General features: G+C 60.2%; 14 protein-coding genes. 3 read left to right on the top strand and 11 right to left on the bottom strand.

What is annotated here, in order from left to right:
- Positions 1–182: 182 nt before the first annotated feature.
- From dbpA to B3I26_RS16700, 10 genes are all read right to left on the bottom strand, one after another.
- Complete coding sequence (gene dbpA, locus B3I26_RS16745; protein ID WP_296259166.1) at positions 183–1,562, bottom strand: ATP-dependent RNA helicase DbpA; 1,380 nt, start codon at positions 1,560–1,562, stop codon at positions 183–185.
- A 347-nt stretch (positions 1,563–1,909) separates the two neighbouring features.
- Positions 1,910–3,352: a multidrug transporter subunit MdtD gene (mdtD, locus tag B3I26_RS16740; RefSeq protein ID WP_296259164.1), complete on the bottom strand. Its 1,443-nt coding sequence runs from the start codon at positions 3,350–3,352 to the stop codon at positions 1,910–1,912.
- Between the two features lie 472 nt (positions 3,353–3,824).
- On the bottom strand, positions 3,825–5,150 hold the full coding sequence (locus B3I26_RS16735) for a TldD/PmbA family protein (protein WP_296259163.1): 1,326 nt from the start codon (positions 5,148–5,150) through the stop codon (positions 3,825–3,827).
- Entirely contained in the window at positions 5,150–6,592 is a 1,443-nt protein-coding gene (locus B3I26_RS16730; protein ID WP_296259160.1) for a TldD/PmbA family protein, read from the bottom strand. Before B3I26_RS16730 ends, B3I26_RS16735 begins: the two co-directional genes overlap by 1 nt.
- A 449-nt stretch (positions 6,593–7,041) precedes the next feature.
- The gene (gene betA, locus B3I26_RS16725) at positions 7,042–8,739 is read right to left on the bottom strand and encodes a choline dehydrogenase (protein ID WP_296259159.1); all 1,698 of its coding nucleotides are present in this window, start codon (positions 8,737–8,739) and stop codon (positions 7,042–7,044) included.
- A gap of 228 nt (positions 8,740–8,967) precedes the next feature.
- Positions 8,968–10,440 carry a betaine-aldehyde dehydrogenase gene (gene betB / locus B3I26_RS16720; RefSeq protein ID WP_296259158.1) on the bottom strand — a complete coding sequence of 491 codons (1,473 nt, stop codon included), beginning with the start codon at positions 10,438–10,440 and terminating at the stop codon, positions 8,968–8,970.
- A 77-nt stretch (positions 10,441–10,517) separates the two neighbouring features.
- The gene (gene betI, locus B3I26_RS16715) at positions 10,518–11,111 is read right to left on the bottom strand and encodes a transcriptional regulator BetI (protein ID WP_296259157.1); all 594 of its coding nucleotides are present in this window, start codon (positions 11,109–11,111) and stop codon (positions 10,518–10,520) included.
- Positions 11,112–11,355: 244 nt separating this feature from the next.
- A complete protein-coding gene (choV, locus tag B3I26_RS16710; protein ID WP_296259156.1) occupies positions 11,356–12,537 on the bottom strand; it encodes a choline ABC transporter ATP-binding protein in 1,182 nt (393 codons plus the stop codon).
- On the bottom strand, positions 12,534–13,382 hold the full coding sequence (gene choW, locus B3I26_RS16705) for a choline ABC transporter permease subunit (protein WP_296259177.1): 849 nt from the start codon (positions 13,380–13,382) through the stop codon (positions 12,534–12,536). Before choW ends, choV begins: the two co-directional genes overlap by 4 nt.
- Positions 13,383–13,446: 64 nt before the next feature.
- The gene (locus B3I26_RS16700) at positions 13,447–14,394 is read right to left on the bottom strand and encodes a choline ABC transporter substrate-binding protein (protein ID WP_296259155.1); all 948 of its coding nucleotides are present in this window, start codon (positions 14,392–14,394) and stop codon (positions 13,447–13,449) included.
- Positions 14,395–14,866: 472 nt separating this feature from the next.
- Here B3I26_RS16700 and B3I26_RS16695 point away from each other — a divergent pair, with 472 nt between their 5' ends.
- From B3I26_RS16695 to B3I26_RS16685, 3 genes are all read left to right on the top strand, one after another.
- On the top strand, positions 14,867–16,243 hold the full coding sequence (locus B3I26_RS16695) for an L-serine ammonia-lyase (protein WP_296259154.1): 1,377 nt from the start codon (positions 14,867–14,869) through the stop codon (positions 16,241–16,243).
- Between the two features lie 613 nt (positions 16,244–16,856).
- Positions 16,857–17,960 carry a GlxA family transcriptional regulator gene (locus tag B3I26_RS16690; protein ID WP_296259152.1) on the top strand — a complete coding sequence of 368 codons (1,104 nt, stop codon included), beginning with the start codon at positions 16,857–16,859 and terminating at the stop codon, positions 17,958–17,960.
- A gap of 454 nt (positions 17,961–18,414) precedes the next feature.
- Positions 18,415–19,170, top strand: coding sequence for a hypothetical protein (locus B3I26_RS16685; protein WP_296259150.1), 756 nt, complete (start codon positions 18,415–18,417; stop codon positions 19,168–19,170).
- A gap of 90 nt (positions 19,171–19,260) precedes the next feature.
- Here the strand turns inward: B3I26_RS16685 and B3I26_RS16680 are convergent, their stop codons facing one another.
- Positions 19,261–19,536 carry a hypothetical protein gene (locus B3I26_RS16680; protein ID WP_296259149.1) on the bottom strand — a complete coding sequence of 92 codons (276 nt, stop codon included), beginning with the start codon at positions 19,534–19,536 and terminating at the stop codon, positions 19,261–19,263.
- Positions 19,537–19,854: the final 318 nt, after the last annotated feature.

The raw sequence follows: 19,854 nt of genomic DNA, 5'->3' as shown, positions 1-19,854 counted from the left end.
TGTGTGATGCGGGTTTTCGTCTGGTGATCGTTCCCACGCTTTGCGTGACGCTTTGCGTCCCCGGGACGCGGAGCGTCTAACACGGCATTCCCACGCAGAGCGCGGGAACGATCATGTCTCGGTGCGGAGCGTGGGAACGATCATGTCCCGGTGTAGCGCGCGGGGCCGATTATGCGAGGTTCTTAGAGAATCCTTACGCGCAACGACTTGCCCTTGATCTTGCCATTGTTTAAGCGCTCCAGCGCTTGTTTGGCGATGCTGCGTTCCACGGCAACGTAGGCCTGGAAATCGAAGATCGCGATCTTTCCCACCTGAGTGCCGGGTACGCCCGCTTCGCCAGTCAGCGCACCAAGAATATCGCCCGGACGCAGTTTGTCCTTGCGACCCGAGCCGATGCACAGGGTGGTCATCGGCGGCAGCAACTTGCCGCCTTCCTTGCGCGTCAGGCTGTCGTACTGCTGCCAGTTCAACGGCGCTTTCTGCAACTCTTCGACGGCGCGGGCACGCTGGCTTTCCGAAGGCGCGACGAGACTGACGGCAATACCGGTTTCGCCTGCACGGCCCGTACGACCGACGCGGTGAATGTGGATTTCCGAATCCCGCGCCAGTTCGACGTTGATCACCATGTCCAGCGCATCGATATCCAGGCCCCGCGCTGCCACATCGGTCGCTACCAGTACCGACGTGCTGCGGTTGGCGAACATCGCCAGTACCTGATCACGATCACGCTGTTCCAGATCGCCGTGTAGACCGACCGCAGACATGCCTTTGGCGATCAGATGATCGACCACTTCCTGAACCTGCTGCTTGGTGAAACAGAACGCCACACAGGACTGCGGCCGGAAGTGGTCGAGCACTTTCACCACGGCTTCCAAGCGCTGCTCGGGGGCGATTTCGTAGAAGATCTGTTCGATCTGGCTGTCGGCGTGAAGCGCTTCGACTTTCACGGTCTGCGGGTCACGCATGAACTTCGACGACAGTTGCTTGATGCCAACCGGGTAAGTGGCCGAGAACAGCAGGGTCTGACGGCGCTCGGGTGTCTGCTCGATGATGTCGGCGATGGCGTCGTAAAAACCCATGTCCAGCATGCGATCGGCTTCATCAAGAACCAGGGTGTTCAGGCCGTCGAGCACCAGCGAACCCTTGCGCAAGTGCTGCTGGATGCGCCCCGGCGTGCCGACGATGATGTGCGCTCCGTGTTCGAGCGAGCCAATCTGCGGACCAAAGGAGACGCCGCCGCACAGGGTCAATACCTTGATGTTGTCTTCTGCGCGGGCCAGGCGACGGATCTCCTTGGCCACCTGATCAGCCAGTTCTCGGGTCGGGCACAGGACCAGCGCCTGGCAACCGAAGTAGCGCGGGTTGATCGGGTTGAGCAGGCCGATGCCAAACGCAGCGGTTTTGCCCGAGCCGGTTTTGGCCTGGGCGATCAGGTCCATGCCCTTGAGCATCACCGGCAGGCTCTGCGCCTGAATCGGCGTCATCTGGGCATAACCAAGGGACTCCAGGTTAGCCAGCATGGCGGCGGAAAGGGGCAGTGAGTTAAAAGCGGTGTTAGTCACGGGACGGGCCTGCAAAACAAAATGTCGCGCAGTGTATCAGGTCACGACCCCTGCCTTGGGGACGGGGGCGATAAATGGCAGCAGGCGTTACACATCCCGGCTAAACGATGATTCCCTGTGGGGCAATCGTGAGCTGGCGCCGATACGTCGCCTGTCCCAAACCTGTGGGCTCAGTCGTGAGCCGGCACGGATACGTCGCCTACCCCAAAACCTGTAGGAGCCTGCGAAGGTTGCGACGGTGGCGAATGCGGTGGCGGGACAGACGCTGAAATGTAGCGCCTGCCTTGGCCTCTTCGCGACCGTCGTGCCTCCGGTTGCTCCAACAACGGCGGGTGTGAGCATCAAGATCATGCCTCGATCTCAGGTTCGGTCTGCGGCTTGCGTGGCGGATTTGCCGGCGGCATGCGCGGCGACAGCTGCAGGAAGATCGATGCCGCCAGCATTGCCAACACGCCCACACACAGAAACGTTAGTTGAAAGGCCCCCAGCACGCTGCTGACATCGCCGGTCGAAACATCGTCGGTAAAGCCGCCCAGCAACGCCGCCGCGCAGGCCACCCCAAGGCTCAGGGACAGCTGCGCAACCACCGACAGCAAGCTGTTACCGCTGGCCGCACTCGCATCGTCCAGATCGATCAAGGTCACGGCATTCATCGCCGAAAACTGCAGCGAGTTCACGCCGCCGAGAAGCGCCAGGTGGATCAGCAACAGCCAGTACGGCGTGTCGGCGTCCACCAGCGCCATGCTTGCCAGCAGCGCGCCGAGCAGCAGGGTGTTGCCAGTCAGCACGATGCGATAACCCAGGCGCTCGATGGCGCGCGTGGCCAACGGTTTGGCGAACATCGCCGCCAGTGCCAGCGGGATCATGCTCATCCCAGCGTGGGACGGCGAATAGCCCAGCGCCACTTGCAGCATCAATGGCACTAGAAACGGCAGCGCGCCGCTGCCCAGGCGGGCGAACAGGTTGCCCATGATGCCGACCGCAAAACTGCGTGTGCGGAACAGCGAAGCCGAGAACAGCGGTGCCTCGACATGCCCGGCGCGCAGCCAGTACGCGGCCAGGCAGGCCATGCCGCCAAACAGCAGCATCACCACACGCAGGTGGGGCAGATGCAGTTCGCCCAAGCCCTCAAGCGCGATGGTAATCAGCACCATCGAAGCGCCAAACAGGGCGAAACCGACCATGTCGAAGCGCGTGCGCCCGCCGCCTTGCAGGTCGGGGATGAACTTGCGCACGGCGAAGCAGCCGAGAATGCCGACCGGTATGTTGATCAGGAAGATCCAGTGCCAGCTCAGGTACTCCACCAACCAGCCGCCGACCGTGGGGCCCATCAACGGACCGAGGAGCGCGGGCATGGTGATGAAACTGAGGGTGCGCACCAGTTCGGTACGCGGATAAGCCCGCAGCACGATCAGTCTGCCCACCGGCATCATTAGCGCGCCGCCCAAGCCCTGAATGACGCGGGCGCCGACCAGCATGCCGAGGGAGTTGGCTGCCGCGCACAGCAACGAGCCGAAGCTGAACAGCAGGATGGCGCTGAAGAAGATCCGCTTGATGCCAAAGCGGTCCGAGATCCAGCCCGACGCCGGAATCAACAGGGCGATGGTCAACATGTAGGCGATGATCACCGACTGCATGCGTAGCGGATCTTCCGACAACGAGCCAGCCATGGAAGGCAACGCAGTGTTGAGGATCGTGCCGTCCAGGCTTTGCATGAAAAACGCGATGGCAATGACCCAAGGCATCCAGCGCAGGGTCCGGGCGTCCAGTTGCGGCGTCGAAGTGGGCATGTGAATCCTGGGTCCTTGTGGTTTTTGCGTTTATGGGCAGTTGCGTGCTGGGGGGCTGCTGCTTGGCCGAAGCCTGTAGGAGTGCAGCTTGCTGACGATCGGGTGCGAGACGGTGTAAGCCGAGGGCACGCGATATGTCTGACTCACCACGTCCACCGGCTTTACTGCCGCTTCGCGCCAGATCGCGGGCAAGCCTCGCTCCTACGCCCTCCGGGCAGAATCTGGAGCGCTGGGTCGCGGTCTCGCCCCCGGGCAGAAACAGAAGGGGCAGGGTCGCGGTCTCGCCCCCGGACAGAAACAGAAGGGGCAGGGCGATAGCCTCAGCCTCCGGGCACAATCCGAAGGTCCACGGTCTCGTCCTCCGGGCGCTAGCACAAAGCTCGGGGCCACAGCCTCTGATCCTGGTCGGGTCCCTCGCCCTGCGGGCAACAGTCAAACGCGACTGCGCGCCGGGCTCGTAGCATTTGCGGCGTTACAACGTCAACGTCAACCTGCTCACCAACGCTCCCGGTAGCCGATTCGACGCTGTCTGACGTTGACTGTAGGTACTTGCCGACAGGATGAGTTCCCTTTCCGTGGTCAATTGTTCCAGCGAGTCGCCCAGAAGACTGAAGATGCTGTCGTCGAAACGCATGGTGCTCACCGGCGCCTTAATCTGGCCGTCCTCGACCCAGAATGTTGCAAACCGGGTCATCCCGGTAATACGTCCTGCTGCGCGATCGGAGAAGTTCAGGTACCACAGGTTGCTGATGTACAGCCCGGTTCCTAACGCCTTGAGCACCTCGTCCAGCGCCAGTGCGCCGCCGCCCATGCTCAGGGCGCTGGGCGATTCTCCCCAATCGGCGCCGTTAGCCGCAAGGCCGTATTCTGCTGCGCTGCGCGAGTCGATCAGTCGATCCCTGGCCGCCCCTTCAACCACCAGCGACAAGTCCGAACGCGGGTAACCCTCGCCGGAAAACGCAGGCGACAACGAACCGCTGACGTGCTCATCCAGGCTGACCAGCGGATTGAGCGTGGCCTGAGCGTCGTACAGTCGCTGCAGCGGGCTGGTTTTGTCGGCCAGCGACTGCGCCGAGAAACCACCCCAACACATAATGCCTACCACCTCTTCCAGCGCCGCTGGTGCCAGATAGGCACGGTATTGGCCGGGCGCCAGGGTGTGGGGTGGATGACCGAGGAACGCCAACTGCTCCCGAGCCAGGGCAAAGCGTTTCGAGAATGCCTCATCGCTCCACGCATGACCGGCATAGCTGGCCTTTACGGCCTGGCCGTTTTCGTGGAACAGACTCCAGTCGAAGTTGAAACTGTTTGCCTGATGCCAGCCCAGTGCACCGTTGGAACTGGCAAAGCCACGGTAGATCGGCCCTGCGGCATAGATGCCGACCAGATCCAGGCCCTCGCCCCGTTGCGCGATCTGCTTGACCACATGCGCGCTGTCGGGCAGCGGCTCCTCCTGAACGTTGTCGCTCTGCCAGGCATCTTGGTTGAGCAACAGATAAGGATCGACCGGCAGCAGCGCGACGGTCTCGCGCAGTTGCTGTAGGGCTTCGTCCAGACGCTGCCGATCCACGGTTTCATCGCCGGACAGCGTCAGGTTGAGGTCGGCGTGGCGGCCGTCTTCGATGAGCTTGAAGTGCACGCTGGCCTGCTGCACGTGACCGGCCTGACGCACCTTGGCATGGTTGAAACGAATGAAGTCCGACGCCTCGGCGTTATAGCCAAGGGTGAAGCGTTCCTGGTGGGTGATTGCGCCTTTCAACCAGTCGACCAGCGCTTTGAACTGAGCTTGATGGGACATCAGGCGTCTCCTCCGAAAACATCGACGTTGGCAAACACGCAAGCGGGCGAAGCATGGCCCACGCGTATCACCTGATTGGGTTCGCCCTTGCCGCAATTTGGCGTGCCCAGCACCTTGAACGTGCTTATGTCACCTACCGCGCTGAGGTTGCGCCAGAACTGCGCCGAGATGGCCCGGTAGTTCGGGTTCTTGACCACGCCCCTGAGTTCACCGTTTTCGATCAACTGACCCCACTCGCAGCCGAACTGGAATTTGTTGCGTGCATCGTCGATCGACCATGAGCGGTTGGTGCTCATCAGAATGCCGCGCTCGATGCCGCCAATCAGTTGCTGCAGAGTCTTGTCGCCCGGCTCGATGTTGAGATTGGCCATGCGGTCGATCGGCGCACGGTTCCAGCTGCTGGCACGGCTGTTGGCAACGCCATCCATGCCGCTGCGGTATTGCGACAGCGCACCGCCCAACGGCCGCTCCAGTACACCGTTCCTGATCAGAAACTGCTTGCTGGCCTGCGTGCCATCGTCGTCGTAGCCGTAGCTGGCCAGTTGCTCCGGGATCTCGGGATCGAAGGTCACGTTGAGCAGCTTGGAGCCATATTGCAGGCTGCCGAAATCGCTGGTTTTGACGAAGCTGGTACCCGCGTAGTTGCGCTCGTCACCGAGGATGCGGTCCAGTTCCAGCGGGTGGCCGATGGACTCGTGGATTTGCAGCGTCATCTGATCGGGGGTGAGCAATAGATCGCGTGGGCCGGTGGGTGTGTTGGGCGCCATGATCAGTTGCAATGCCTGATCAGCGACGTTGGCAGCGGCGCCAATGATGCCGCACGACGCTATGACTTCTGCGCCGCCTTGCTGGCCGAAGTTTTCGCGGCCCAGGCTGCGGGTCTGGCTGCCTTGACCGTCGTAAGCGGTGACGCTCAGGCCGGGAAAGACAAAGCGCTGGGCCTGACGAATCTCGGCACCGGCGTTGTTGAGGTAAATCTGCTCGACATTCTCCAGGCCCAGGCTGACTTGCCAGTTGACCAGGCGATCATCCTTGGGCACGGAGGCCGATTCGCTACCCAGCAGGGCATAGCATTCGCTGAGCGAAGGAAAGGGACTGCTCAGATTCGGCGAAAGATAATCCGCGCGGCTGGTGGCGACGGCGTGGTCGCGCAGGTCGAGCAGTGAATGCGGGGCGAGCTGGCGCGCCTGGGCTTCAGCCCGTTCAAGTGCCGCTTGCAGGCCGCGTTGCGAAATATCGTTGGTCGCAGCATAGGCCTCCACGCCATTGACGCGCACGGTCAGCATGGCGCCTTCATCGGTGCTCAATTGCGGCGGTTCGGGAACGTTCTTGCGCACCGAGAGGTGCTGGCTGGTCTGTTTGACGTAGCGCAGGGAGAAAAACTGGGCACTGCTCTGCAGGGCTGCGAACCGCTGCTTGAGTTGAGCGGAGAAGTCGAACATGCAGGATGTCTCCTTGGCGATCGGACGGGCAACGGTCCAGATCATAGCGCGCAGAGCTCTGCTGCGGGGGACTGGCAAAGAAATGCATCGCCTGACCCGACCCCTTCGCGACCGTCGTAACCCCCGATTGCTCCCACAGGGAACGCATGCTGGCGATGATTGATCGCCGAGCCCGAATCCCGTGGGGGCTTGCGGAGGTTACGACGGTGGCGAACGGAGGTTGTCAGGCGCTGAAGAGGCATTGCCTGAGCTGCCCGCTTCGCGACCGTCGTCCCTCCGGTTGCTCCACAATGACCGGATGCTTGCGCTGATTGATCGGCGGAGCACCAATCTTGTGGGGGGCTACCGGAGGTTACGACGGTGGCGAACGGAAGTTGTAAGGCATCTGAAGATGCATCGCCTGACCCGGCCCCTTCGCGACCGTCGCCTCTAAGTTGCTCTCACAGCGTTTATGTGGCACTCACTTCCCGCATCGGCTTACCACGCACCGGTGCATCACCTGCCACGAAATACTGAGCGGTGCTGCGGGGCAGTGGGGCGCGGCCGCGGATCTTGTCGGCGATTTTCTCGGCGATCATGATTGTCGGTGCGTTGAGGTTGCCGGTGGTGATGATCGGCATGATCGACGCATCGACCACACGCAGGCTTTGCAGGCCATGCACCCGACCTTCGCCGTCGACTACCGCCATGTCATCGGTGCCCATCTTGCACGAGCAGGACGGGTGATACGCCGTCTCGGCATGCTCGCGCACGAATTTATCCAGTTGCTCGTCGCTCTGCACTTCGATGCCGGGGCTGATCTCGCGGCCACGGTATTTGTCCAGCGCGGGCTGCTGCATGATTTCGCGAGTCAGGCGGATGCCGTCGCGGAATTCCTGCCAGTCCTGCTCGGTGGCCATGTAGTTGAAGAGGATGCTCGGATACTCGCGCGGATTCTTCGATTTCAGTTGCACGCGGCCTCGGCTCGGCGAGCGCATCGACCCCACGTGGGCCTGGAAACCATGTTCTTTCACGCCCTTGCTGCCGTTGTAATTAATGGCCACTGGCAGGAAGTGGTACTGAATGTTCGGCCACTCGAATTCCGGGCGAGAGCGGATGAAACCACCGGCTTCGAACTGGTTGCTCGCGCCAATGCCTTTGCCGAGGAACATCCACTCGGCACCAATGGCCGGCTGGTTCCACCAGAGCAGGGAAGGGTAGAGCGAGACTGGCTCCTTGCAGGCGTATTGCAGGTACATCTCCAGGTGATCCTGCAGATTTTCGCCGACGCCGGGCAGATCGTGGACCACCGGAATGTCGAGCTTCTTCAGCAGCTCGGCAGGACCGACGCCGGAGCGCTGCAGGACCTGCGGCGAAGCGATTGCGCCGCTGCACAGCAGGACCTCCTTGCGCGCCCGCGCTTCGATGCGGGTGTCGCTGTCACCGACCATATACGCGACGCCAACGGCCCGCTTGTTGTCGAACAGAATCCGGTCGGTCAACGCGTGAGTGACGATGGTCAGGGTCGAGCGCTTTTTCGCCTCATCCAGGTAGCCGCGTGCAGTGCTGGCGCGACGGCCATTGGGCGTCACCGTGCGGTCCATCGGGCCGAAGCCTTCCTGCTGATAACCGTTGAGGTCGTCGGTACGTGGATAGCCCGCCTGCACCCCGGCTTCAACCATCGCGTGGAACAGTGGGTTGTTGCCCGCCTTTGGTGTGGTCACGCTGACCGGACCTTCGCCGCCGTGATAATCATTGGGGCCGATATCGCGCGTCTCGGCCTTGCGGAAGTACGGCAGGCAGTCGAGGTAGGTCCAGTTCTCCAGGCCTGGCAGCTTTGCCCAACCGTCGTAGTCCATCGCATTGCCGCGGATGTAGCACATGCCGTTGATCAGCGAAGAGCCGCCCAGGCCCTTGCCGCGACCGCACTCCATACGGCGGTTGTTCATGTGCGGCTCTGGCTCGGTTTCGTACGCCCAGTTATAGCGGCGGCCTTGCAGCGGGAACGCCAGCGCCGCAGGCATTTGGGTGCGGAAGTCGGCGCGGTAATCCGGGCCGCCCGCTTCGAGCAGCAGAACAGTGACGCCTGCGTCTTCGGTGAGACGGGCTGCCAGGGTATTACCGGCCGAACCTGCGCCGATGATGATGTAATCAAATTCTTGGGACATGACATCCTCCGTTCAGAAGTTGTTGGCGGGGGAGATGAGAGAGCGCGTTGGCCGTTCGGCCCCTGGCACCCCATGCTGGTGCGCTAGCCGAGCGGGCCTCTCGCGAATGAATTGGCTCCCACAGGGGCGGTACTCCCCCTGTGAGATCGCGTCCTCTGCGTGGGATCGGATTCATTCCGGGCGGCATTCCGACGCTGGCGTCAGCCGGGTGTTTACCAAGGCAGCGGATCAAAACACCGAAGCGTATTCACCCAGTTCAACCTGGACGGACTTGATGCGCGTGTACTGCGCCAACGAGCTGATGCCGTTCTCGCGACCGACGCCCGATTGCTTGTAGCCACCCACCGGCATCTTCGCGTCGGATTCACCCCAGGCATTGATCCAGCAGATGCCGGCGTCCAACTGATGAATCACGCGGTGGGCGCGGTTCAGGTCGCGAGTCACGACGCCCGCCGCCAGGCCCATCTCGGTGTCGTTGGCGCGGCGAATGACTTCCTCTTCGGTTTCGTAGCTGAGGATGCTCATGACCGGGCCAAAGATTTCTTCCTTGACGATGGTCATGTCGTCGCGGCAATCGGTAAACACGGTCGGGGCCACGAACGCGCCTTTGGCGAATTCACCCTCGGTCAGACGATCGCCACCAATCAACAGGCGAGCGCCTTCTTGCTTACCCTTGGCGATGTAGCCCAGCACGCTGTCCATGTGGGCGAAGCTCACCAGCGGGCCGAAGTTGGTGTCGTCGATCTGCGGGTTACCAATACGAATGCGTTTGACGCGCTCGACGATTTTCGCTTCGAACGCATCCTTCAAAGCGCTGGGCACGAACACGCGAGTGCCGTTGGTGCAGACCTGACCGGAACTGTAGAAGTTGGCCATCATCGCGATGTCGGCTGCGCGATCCAGATCCGCATCATCAAAGATGATCAGCGGCGACTTGCCACCCAGCTCCATGGTCACTTCCTTGAGCGACGAGCTGGACGCGCTGGCCATGACTTTCTTGCCGGTTTCGACACCGCCGGTGAACGAGACCTTTTCGATACGCGGGTGCTCGGTCAGCCAACTGCCGACTTCGCGACCGCTGCCGGTCAGCACGTTGAACACGCCATTGGGCAAGCCGGCTTCGGTATAGATCTCGGCCAGTTTCAGGGTGGTCAACGAAGTGACTTCGCTTGGCTTGAAAATCATCGCGTTGCCTGCGGCCAGGGCGGGTGCGGATTTCCACAAGGCAATCTGGATCGGGTAGTTCCAGGCGCCGATGCCGACGGTCACGCCCAGCGGCTCGCGGCGGGTGTAGACGAACGAGGTGTCGCGCAGAGGGATCTGTTCGCCTTCGATAGCAGGTACCAAGCCTGCGTAATACTCCAGCACGTCGGCGCCGGTCACGATGTCGACGTATTTGGTTTCGGAAATCGCCTTGCCGGTGTCGAGGGTTTCCAGTTCGGCCAGTTCGTCATTGCGTTCACGCAGAATGTCGACGGCGCGACGCAGGATGCGCGAACGTTCCATGGCGGTCATGGCTGCCCAGATTTTCTGGCCTTTTTCAGCGCTGACCACGGCACGTTCGACGTCTGCCTCGGTGGCGCGCTGGATCTTGGCGAGCACTTGGCCATTGGCCGGGTTGATGGCGTCGAAGGTCGCGTCGCTGCTGGCGTCGACGTAACCACCGTCAATGTAGAGTTTTTGCAATTCGAAACGGGGCATAGTGTCCTCGCAGTTGTCTGTGTTGGGCGTTGGTCGGGCGCGCCGTGCGCCGCTCCGACCTTATGCGGCCGCGGTTCTTAACGCGGCGCCTTTGCCAGTTGGAAGTCCATGTATTCGTAGGCGATCTGTTGAGCCTGTTCGGTATCGAAGTCATCGCCCGAAAGCGCGCCGCGCAGCCACAAGCCGTCGATCAACGCTGCAAGGCCCCGGGCGGCGGTACGCGCCTGGGCCAGGGGCAGCACGCGGCGAAACTGGCAGCACAGGTTGGAATACAGGCGGTGATCGTTGATCCGCTGCAGCCGGTGCAACGATGGCGAATGCATGCTGGTGGCCCAGAAGGCCAGCCAGGTTTTCATCGCCGGGCCATTGACCTGGCTGGCATCGAAGTTGCCCTCGATGATGACTTTCAGGTGCGCTCTGGGGCTGTCGTCTTTCAGTGCCTGACGCCGCTCGGCGACGTTGACGATTAAGGCGTTCATCAGGTGACGCATGGTCGCTGCGATCAGGCCGTTTTTGTCCTGAAAGTAGTGGCTGATGATGCCGTTGGAGACGCCCGCCAGTTTGGCGATCAGCGCAATGCTGGCATCACCCATGCCCACCTGATCGACTGCCGACAGCGTGGCCTGGATCAGTTGTTGACGCCGAATGGGTTGCATACCGACCTTGGGCATCTGTGGGTCTCCTTGGCTTGCCGAGTGGTCTGAAGGACTGAAAACGGCCTCCACTCTAGTTCTTTTTAATTGAACGTTCAATCAACAAAAAAACAAAGGTGTTCGAAAATACCGCGAACTGCGCGGATTCAGAGCCTTGAAACGCTGCTCGTTCCCAACGGTCGGCGTGGTAATGCGGTGTGTCCCGAGAGGCGTTCCCACGCAGCGCGTGGGGACGATCAGAACGTGAAGGCGTGGGGCTGCTTCATCCGTGGTTTTTACCCAGCAGCGCGTGGTACAGCTCGCTGTCACCCAGAATGCCGACCAACTGGTTGTTCTCTTGCAGCACCAGTTTGTTGCCGGTGTGGTAACGGATCTGCAGGGCTTCACGCATGCCGATGTCCGAATGCACGACGGTGGGCCTGCGCGCCAGGTTCTCCACTGCCTGGCCGGGCTCCCAGCTTTGCAGGTCAATGGCCGCGCCGTGCTGATGCAAACCCTTGATGGTGTTGCCGTCGGCCAGGTCGATCCACGAATCATCACCCGGGTCCAGGCACACCTGTGAGCCGTTGATGCGCGTGCAATCGTTGATTGGCCGCATCAGGCTGCGGCCGCACAGCACGTTCAGCGGATTGGTGTGCGCCACGAAGGTCCTGACGTACTCGTCTGCCGGGTTGAGGACGATTTCTTCCGGCACGCTGTATTGGATGATCCGGCCGTCTTTCATGATCGCAATGCGCGTGCCGAGCTTGAGCGCTTCGTCCAGGTCGTGACTGACGAACACAATGGTCTTGTGCAGCCTTTTTTGCAGAACCAGCAGCTCATCCTGCAAACCCTGGCGGATCAGCGGGTCGAGGGCGGAAAAGGGTTCGTCCATCAGCAGAATGTCGGCGTCCATCGCCAGTGCACGGGCCAGGCCCACCCTTTGCTGCATGCCGCCGGAGAGTTCGTCAGGCTTCTTGTTGCGCCATTGCGTCAGCCCGACCAGTTCGAGTTTTTCGTCGACCAGTTGGCGACGCTCTTTCTCGGGGCGACCCTGCATTTCCAGGCCGAAGCTGATGTTCTCGCGGACGGTCAGCCAGGGCATCAGGGCGAACTTCTGGAACACCATGGCGATGCGTTTGGTACGCATCATTTTCAGCTCGGCCGGAGTGCAGTTGGCGATGTTGATCTGCTTGCCTTCGTGCTCCACGAACAGCGAACCGCGGCTGACCGTGTTCAAGCCGTTGATGCAGCGCAACAGGCTGGATTTGCCGGAGCCGGACAAGCCCATGAGGACGCAGATTTCGCCTTTGTTAACTTCCAGGCTGGCTTTTTCGACACCGACGATCTGGCCGGTTTTTTTCAGGATTTCTGGCCGCGTCAGGCCCTGATCCAATAGCTTGAGAGCCTCACGCGGGTCTTTGGAGAAGACGACGTCTACCTGATCGAATTTGATGATGCTCATGCGTCTGCCCTCACTTTAGCGTCGGGTTGTTTGCAGATACGGTCGAGCATGATCGCCAGCAGTACGATTGCCAGGCCCGCTTCGAAGCCCAGGGCAATATCAGCAGTGTTCAGTGCGTTGACCACGGGTTTGCCTAAGCCGTCGGCGCCCACCAGTGCCGCGATCACCACCATCGACAACGACAGCATGATGCACTGGGTGATGCCGGCCGCGATGCTGGGCATCGCGTGGGGCAGTTCGATCCGCGAAAGCAACTGGCGGCGCGAGCAACCGAACGCCTTGCCGGCGTCGAGCAGTTCTTGCGGGACATCGCAGATGCCCAGGTAGGTCAGGCGGATCGGTGCGGCAATCGCGAACACGACCGTGGAAATCAGACCCGGCACCACGCCCAGCCCGAACAGGGTCAGGGTTGGAATCAGGTAAACGAAAGTGGGCACGGTTTGCATCAGGTCCAGGACCGGACGCATGCAGGTGTAAAACATAGGCTTGTGTGCGGCGACGATTCCCAGTGGTACGCCGATCACCACGCACACCAGGGTGGCGAACAGTACCTGGGCGAGGGTTTCCATCGTTTCCTGCCAATACCCCAGGTTGAGGATCAGCAGAAAGGACAGAATGACGAAAACGGTCAGCCCCCACTTGCGCTGGATGAAATGGGCAATCAGAGCAATCACGCCGATCAGGACAAAAGGGTTGAACCAGGTCAGACCTGCAGTCAGTCCGTGGATCATGGCTTCCAGTGACGAGGCGATGGCGTCGAAGGTACTGGCGCCGTGCTGCGTCAGCCATTCGACAAAGCCTGCGATGTACTGGCCTAGGGGGATTTTATGATCAGTCAGCATGATATCGATTGTCCGCGTGCGGGATGAAAAGAGGACAACAGGCGGGCGTACCCGCCTGCCTGTCGAGTTACTTCGTCAGCTCGGCTTTTGCGGCTTCCAGGCCAGGTTTACCGTCCACGGTGGTGACACCCGCAAGCCAGGTGTCGAGTACTTGCGGGTTCTTCTTCAGCCACGCCTTGGCCGCTGCATCGGGCTTCATCTTGTCGTCGAGGATGTTGCCCATCAGCGAGCTTTCCATCGGCAGGGTGAAGGACAGATTCTTCAGCAGCGTGCCAACGTTGCTGCACTCGCTGGTGTAACCCTTGCGTACGTTGGTGTAGACCGTCGCCTGACCGAAGTTCGGACCGAAATAGTCGTCGCCGCCCGTCAGGTATTGAATTTTGAAGCGAGTGTTCATCGGGTGCGGTTCCCAGCCCAGGAACACTACGTCAGTGTGACGCTTGGTGGCGCGATCGACCTGGGACAGCATGCCCGCTTCGCTGGATTCGACGACTTTGAAACCCGCGTCCTTGAGGCCGAAGGCGTTCTTGTCGATCATGCTCTGGATCAGGCGATTGCCGTCGTTGCCGGGCTCGATGCCGTAGATCTTGCCGTCGAGTTCCTTCTTGAATTTGACGATATCGGCGAAGTCGTGAAGGCCCTTGTCATACAGCGCTTGAGGCACGGCGAGGGTGTATTTGGCGTTTTCCAGGTTAGCGCGCACGGTCTCGACAGTGCCGGCGTCGCGATAGGCTTTGATGTCGTTTTCCATGGTCGGCATCCAGTTGCCGAGGAACACGTCCATGTTCTTGCCATCGGCCAGCGACTTATAGGTCACGGGCACGGAAATCATCGTAGTCTTGGTTTTATAACCCAATGACTGCAGCACGACGCTGGTGACGGCGGTGGTGACGGTGATGTCGGTCCAGCCCACATCGGAGAAATTAACCATCTGGCAAGCTGCGGGTTCTGCGGCCTGCGCCAGCATCGGTAGACTCAGCACAACGCCCAGCAACAGCTTTTGTGAACCTTTCATGGTTGGACTCCTTAGGTGTTTTCTTCTCGTCATCAGGCCAGGCTGATGCGTTTTCGGGTGTCGGCGAGTCAAGTGGGAAACAGCTCCATCACTGCGTCTGGCGATTGAGTCGACAACGATCATGTAACAGGCAAAAACAAACGCCTACAGGGCGCGTCGTATCCAGTACAGAGGGGGTCGTATCCAGTGCCGGTGACGTCGCTTACAGATTTTTTCCCTGCCCGGCGACCGCTTTTCGAGTGTCTGTGTGGCAAAAAGTGTCGAAATCAGCGGCGTTTTCTTTTGCAGGGCCGACTCTTGCGCTTAGGTGTCGCCGCGACGTTGATGGACAAGAGTGAGTCGGTGTGAGACGCCGAGCGCCCGGATAAAAGGCTGATGATGCCGCCATCTCGACGGATGCAGCTTGAGCGTAGCAGCTCCGTCGCCGGCCGCGTGGCGCGCCGGAAGCCCTGTTCTACGGAGGTTGGCGGCAATGGCTATCAGCGTGTTCGACCTGTTCAAAATCGGGATCGGCCCCTCAAGTTCGCACACCGTGGGGCCGATGCGTGCCGCAGCCCTGTTTGTTCAGGGCCTGCGCGAGCGAGGCCAGTTAGCGCAAGTGACACGCATCGAAGTGCGCCTCTACGGGTCGCTCTCGGCGACCGGCGTCGGTCATGGCAGCGACAATGCCGTGATCATGGGCCTGATGGGCGAGTGGCCTGACGCAATCGACCCGGCGCTGATCGGGCCGCACATCGCCGAGCTACGTGAAACCGATACTCTGAAACTTAATGGCGTTCATCCGGTTTGCTTTGTCTGGCAGCGGGACATGCTGCTGATCGACGAGAACCTGCCCTTCCATCCCAACGCCATGACCCTGGTTGCCTTTAATGCGAGCGGCGAAATGCATCGCGACACCTATTACTCGGTGGGCGGTGGTTTTGTGGTCGATCAGGCGCAAGCGGCCAGTGGCGTGCTGGATATGGACAGCACGGTGCTGCCGTACGATTTTTCCAGCGCCGACGAGCTGCTCCTGTTGTGCGAAAGGCACAACCTGCGGGTCTCGGAGTTAATGCTGGAAAACGAGAAGGTCTGGCGCAGCGAAGAAGAGATTCGCGCAGGCCTCATGCGTTTGTGGCGGGCGATGCAGGCGTGCGTGGAACATGGGTTGAAGCAGGAGGGCATTTTGCCCGGCGGCTTGAACGTCCGTCGGCGTGCAGCGCGTCTGCATCGCAGTTTGCAGGAGCTGAACAAGCCCAACGTCATCGGCTCGACGCTGAGCGCCATGGAGTGGGTCAACCTGTTTGCGCTGGCGGTCAATGAAGAAAACGCAGCGGGCGGGCGTATGGTCACGGCGCCCACCAATGGCGCTGCAGGCATCATCCCGGCGGTGCTGCATTACTTCGTCAAATTCAGCGATGAGGTCAGCGAAGCCAACGTCGTTGATTATTTCCTTGGCGCTGCGTCGATCGGCATCCTGTGTAAAAAGAACGCGTCGATATCAGGCGCCGAGGTGGGCTGTCAAGGCGAGGTCGGTTCGGCATGCGCGATGGCCGCAGCCGGGTTGGCGGACATTTTGGGGGCCACGCCTGAGCAACTGTGCAACGCGGCCGAGATTGGCCTGGAGCACAACCTTGGCCTGACCTGCGACCCGGTGGGGGGGCTGGTGCAAGTACCCTGCATCGAACGCAACGCGATTGCCGCCGTGAAAGCCATTAACGCTGCACAGATGGCGCTGCGCGGTGACGGCCAGCACTTCATCTCGCTGGATCGCGTCATTCGCACCATGCGCGACACCGGTGCCGACATGCACGACAAATACAAAGAGACATCGCGTGGCGGGCTGGCGGTCAGTGCGGTGGAGTGCTGATAGAACGTCGCGGCGTCGATTGCTGCTTTGGATTCCAGCCAAATCCGGTAGGAGCCCGGCGTGCCGCCGATCCGCCGGGAACCGTCAGTAAGCCCTCCGCATGCGGTGTGTCTGACGAACCAAACTCGTCCATTTTACTGCCGATTGCCGGCAAGCCAGGCTTCTGCGCTTTCAGCAAAAGCTGTTGCGGATTTGCAGATCTGCTCGCTTTTCGCTCACGCCCCAAACGTGTCGCTGCCTTTTGGCGCGTGATCGGCGTCACATGGCGCAAAGCCATGCTGCATCTGCGCTAGAGGGCTCATCGCTGGTCGCCCCCGTGCATGGAGTGACACTCTCCTGGCGCCTGATATTTCGGCGGGTCACACAAGTGCTACCGAATTGCTCAGACCGCCTGCAAATCCCATCGTGCGTCGATCGCCAAGTCGCTATTTGAACGCCCATGTCGCTGCCGACTAGACACATCGCGACGTCGCAATCAGGGTTTGTTGAATGCCCATTCAACTTTAGGCATGGCATTTGCGTTGCAATACACAACGCTCTCCGTAGACGAGGGCCAGACAACAAGAGCCTCTGCTGGGGCCATCAACCGCTTTTCGTGTGAGGAGATACCGTGATGACTTCGTTCAACTCCGGGGCTCAACCCCAGAACCGTACGCCTCAATCCATCGGCTTTTTGCTGTTGGACAATTTCACACTGATCTCCCTCGCATCGGCGGTTGAGCCACTGCGCATGGCCAACCAGCTTTCCGGTCGCGAACTGTATCGCTGGACCACGCTTACCGCCGATGGTGGCCAGGTCTGGGCCAGCGACGGTCTGCAAATTACCCCGGATGCCGCCATGCATAAGGCGCCGGTGCTGGACACCGTGATCGTCTGCGGCGGCGTGGGCATTCAACGTACCGTGACCCGCGAGCATGTAACCTGGCTGCAGAGTCAGGCGCGTCAGTCCCGTCGCCTTGGCGCGGTGTGCACCGGCAGTTGGGCGCTGGCCTGCGCCGGTCTGCTGGACGGTTTCGACTGCAGTGTGCACTGGGAATGTCTGGCCGCGATGCAGGAAGCATTTCCTCGGGTCGCCATGAGCACCCGGCTGTTCACCCTCGACCGCAACCGCTTCACCAGCTCTGGCGGTACTGCGCCACTGGACATGATGCTGCACTTGATCAGTCGCGATCACGGCCGTGAACTGTCCGCCGCAATCTCGGAAATGTTCGTCTACGAGCGCATCCGCAACGAGCAGGATCACCAACGCGTACCGCTCAAGCACATGCTCGGCACCAACCAGCCGAAACTGCAGGAAATCGTCGCGCTGATGGAAGCCAACCTCGAAGAGCCCATCGACCTCGACGAGTTGGCGGTTTACGTCTCGGTGTCCCGGCGACAACTCGAAAGGCTGTTCCAGAAATACCTGCACTGCTCTCCATCGCGCTATTACCTCAAACTGCGCCTGATCCGCGCACGGCAGTTGCTCAAGCAAACCCCGATGTCGATCATCGAAGTAGCGTCGGTCTGCGGCTTCGTTTCCACACCGCATTTCTCCAAGTGCTACCGCGAATACTTCGGCATCCCGCCGCGTGACGAGCGCGTAGGCTCCAACACCGCACAGCAGGTGGCGATAATGCCGATCCCGCAAGCGATGGTCCTGGCACCGCTTTCCGGCCCGCTGTCGGCTTTAAGCCAGGCGCGCAACGAGTCTACGTTTGCCAGTGTGAGACTGTAGGCAAGGCAAAGGGCAATTCAGATCCACTACAGGCGTATCGACGGGAACGTTTGTGATGAACGCTGAAGTTCTCGGCGTATTTTAGTGCATCGTTGTACTCATATATCCAGCAATAGCCACCCGTGTGGCCAGCGCAGGCTGGCACGCTTATGGCCTTGGTTTCCTTGGTTTCCTTGGTTGCCTTGGAAAAGCAGGAAGCTATGTCCTCCGCCCCAGGCGCTCCCAGGCGCTCCCAGGCGTAACGAGCAGCGCCCGCGCGTCAAGCGCTCGCTGAGGCGTGCGACAGGCGGTTGGCCTTTTCGCCTGTACCTGTCATTTCTGACAGTAGTAATGATTAAACATTGAGCATTAAATCTCCGGATGGCGAGTAGCCGTACAGACGAGGGCTAGCGCCTTCAAGTTTTACTGCCGCCACCAAGGCTTGGATCATTCCCATATTCTTGAAGGTGAAATCATGTCCAGAGCTAGTACCAAGTCACAACTAAACAGTGGGGTTGTAGAAATTTTTGATCATGACGTGCGAGTAGATGTCGCCCAGATCAGACCTGACAGTTCCTGGAGCCTATTGATAAACACATTGTCTCCAGGCAATCACAACTTTACTGCGAAGACGCCCAATGGCCAGGTCATTTCCAAGCCTTGGGATATAAATGCGGTGGCGCCTTTGAGTATCGGTGCTAACCATTCGATGGCGATTTCTAATTACTATATTGTCAGAGGTAAGCCGCCAGAACCCGGCCCCGCTAAAGCGCAATACCAGCGCATTGCTACGGGAGGTGTCCCACCTTACACTTATTCGTCCTCCAATCTGGAGGTTGCGAAGGTGGGCGAATTCGGAATGGTGAGTGCTGCAGGCAATGGGTCGGCGGTCATTGAGGTGCGTGACTCGGTGAACAATGTCGCTCGTTACACGATCAGTTTTTCCGGTATTCAGCAGGTAGCCTTGGGTGCCCCCGTTTCATGGGGACAATCGGAGTCAGACCGCCCATGGGTGGCTGCGTCATTAAGCTTGCAGGAAATGCAGCTGTTCTATATTTCCTACAGCCCTTATACCGACGACATAACTGCATTCTTGGGATGGTCAGATCCCGATTATTGGACATCAACCAACATCGCTGGCCTGCAAACGGCCTATGCGTACCGGTTAAACTTCGCGTTCGCATATTCAGCGCACGGTGGTACCGTGCTTCGCTCATTGCTAAGAGCCTGATCTCGAGCGACTCAGCGCCCGAAAAGTTGACGCCGTGGCTAAGTGATGGAATATGAACGAACTCCAGCACCGCCAGCGTTATACGCTGGATCAAGCAACGTCATGCTTTCCACAGGCCTGCTGATAATGCGCCAGCGCCGGCAGCAACTGCTGATCGATCGCCTGACGCACCGCCGGCAGGAGGGTCGCGCTGGCGCTGAGCATCTTCTCCACCAACTGACGCAACGCCCGGGCGCGGTCTTCGTTAAGGCCGCATACCGCTTGGGCGCAGGCTTGTTCGGCGGTGGCGCCCGATGGTATTTCAAAGCCCAGGGACCGGAGTTGTCCCAATAGATCATCCTGGTCGATCAGGTCTGCATGCATCATCACGCTCGCTCCTTTTATTAAGATTGAGCTGATTCTGGTAGCGCTGCCTGCGCTGGGCAATACCTGTCGTCGGCAATGTCTGCCGTGCACATCACTGTGTCGGTTTTGACTATGTACCGTTTGGTTAATTTGGCATAATGGCCCTGTTTAAAAATGCTCGGAATATGGTTTGGTCGCCCTCTGGCCCGAGCAGGTACCTCAACCCCGGTTTTGTAACGGCTTAACCGGGGCTTTTTTTGCCTGCGTTTTATCAACGGTCTTCCCGCCCAAGAGCGGTCTGCGCAATGTTGGCTGTTTTGCTAAACTCCGCAGCCTTCC

The organism is Pseudomonas sp. UBA5706, assembly GCF_002419965.1.
GTDB lineage: Bacteria > Pseudomonadota > Gammaproteobacteria > Pseudomonadales > Pseudomonadaceae > Aquipseudomonas.
This window is presented reverse-complemented; position numbering and strand designations above follow the sequence as displayed.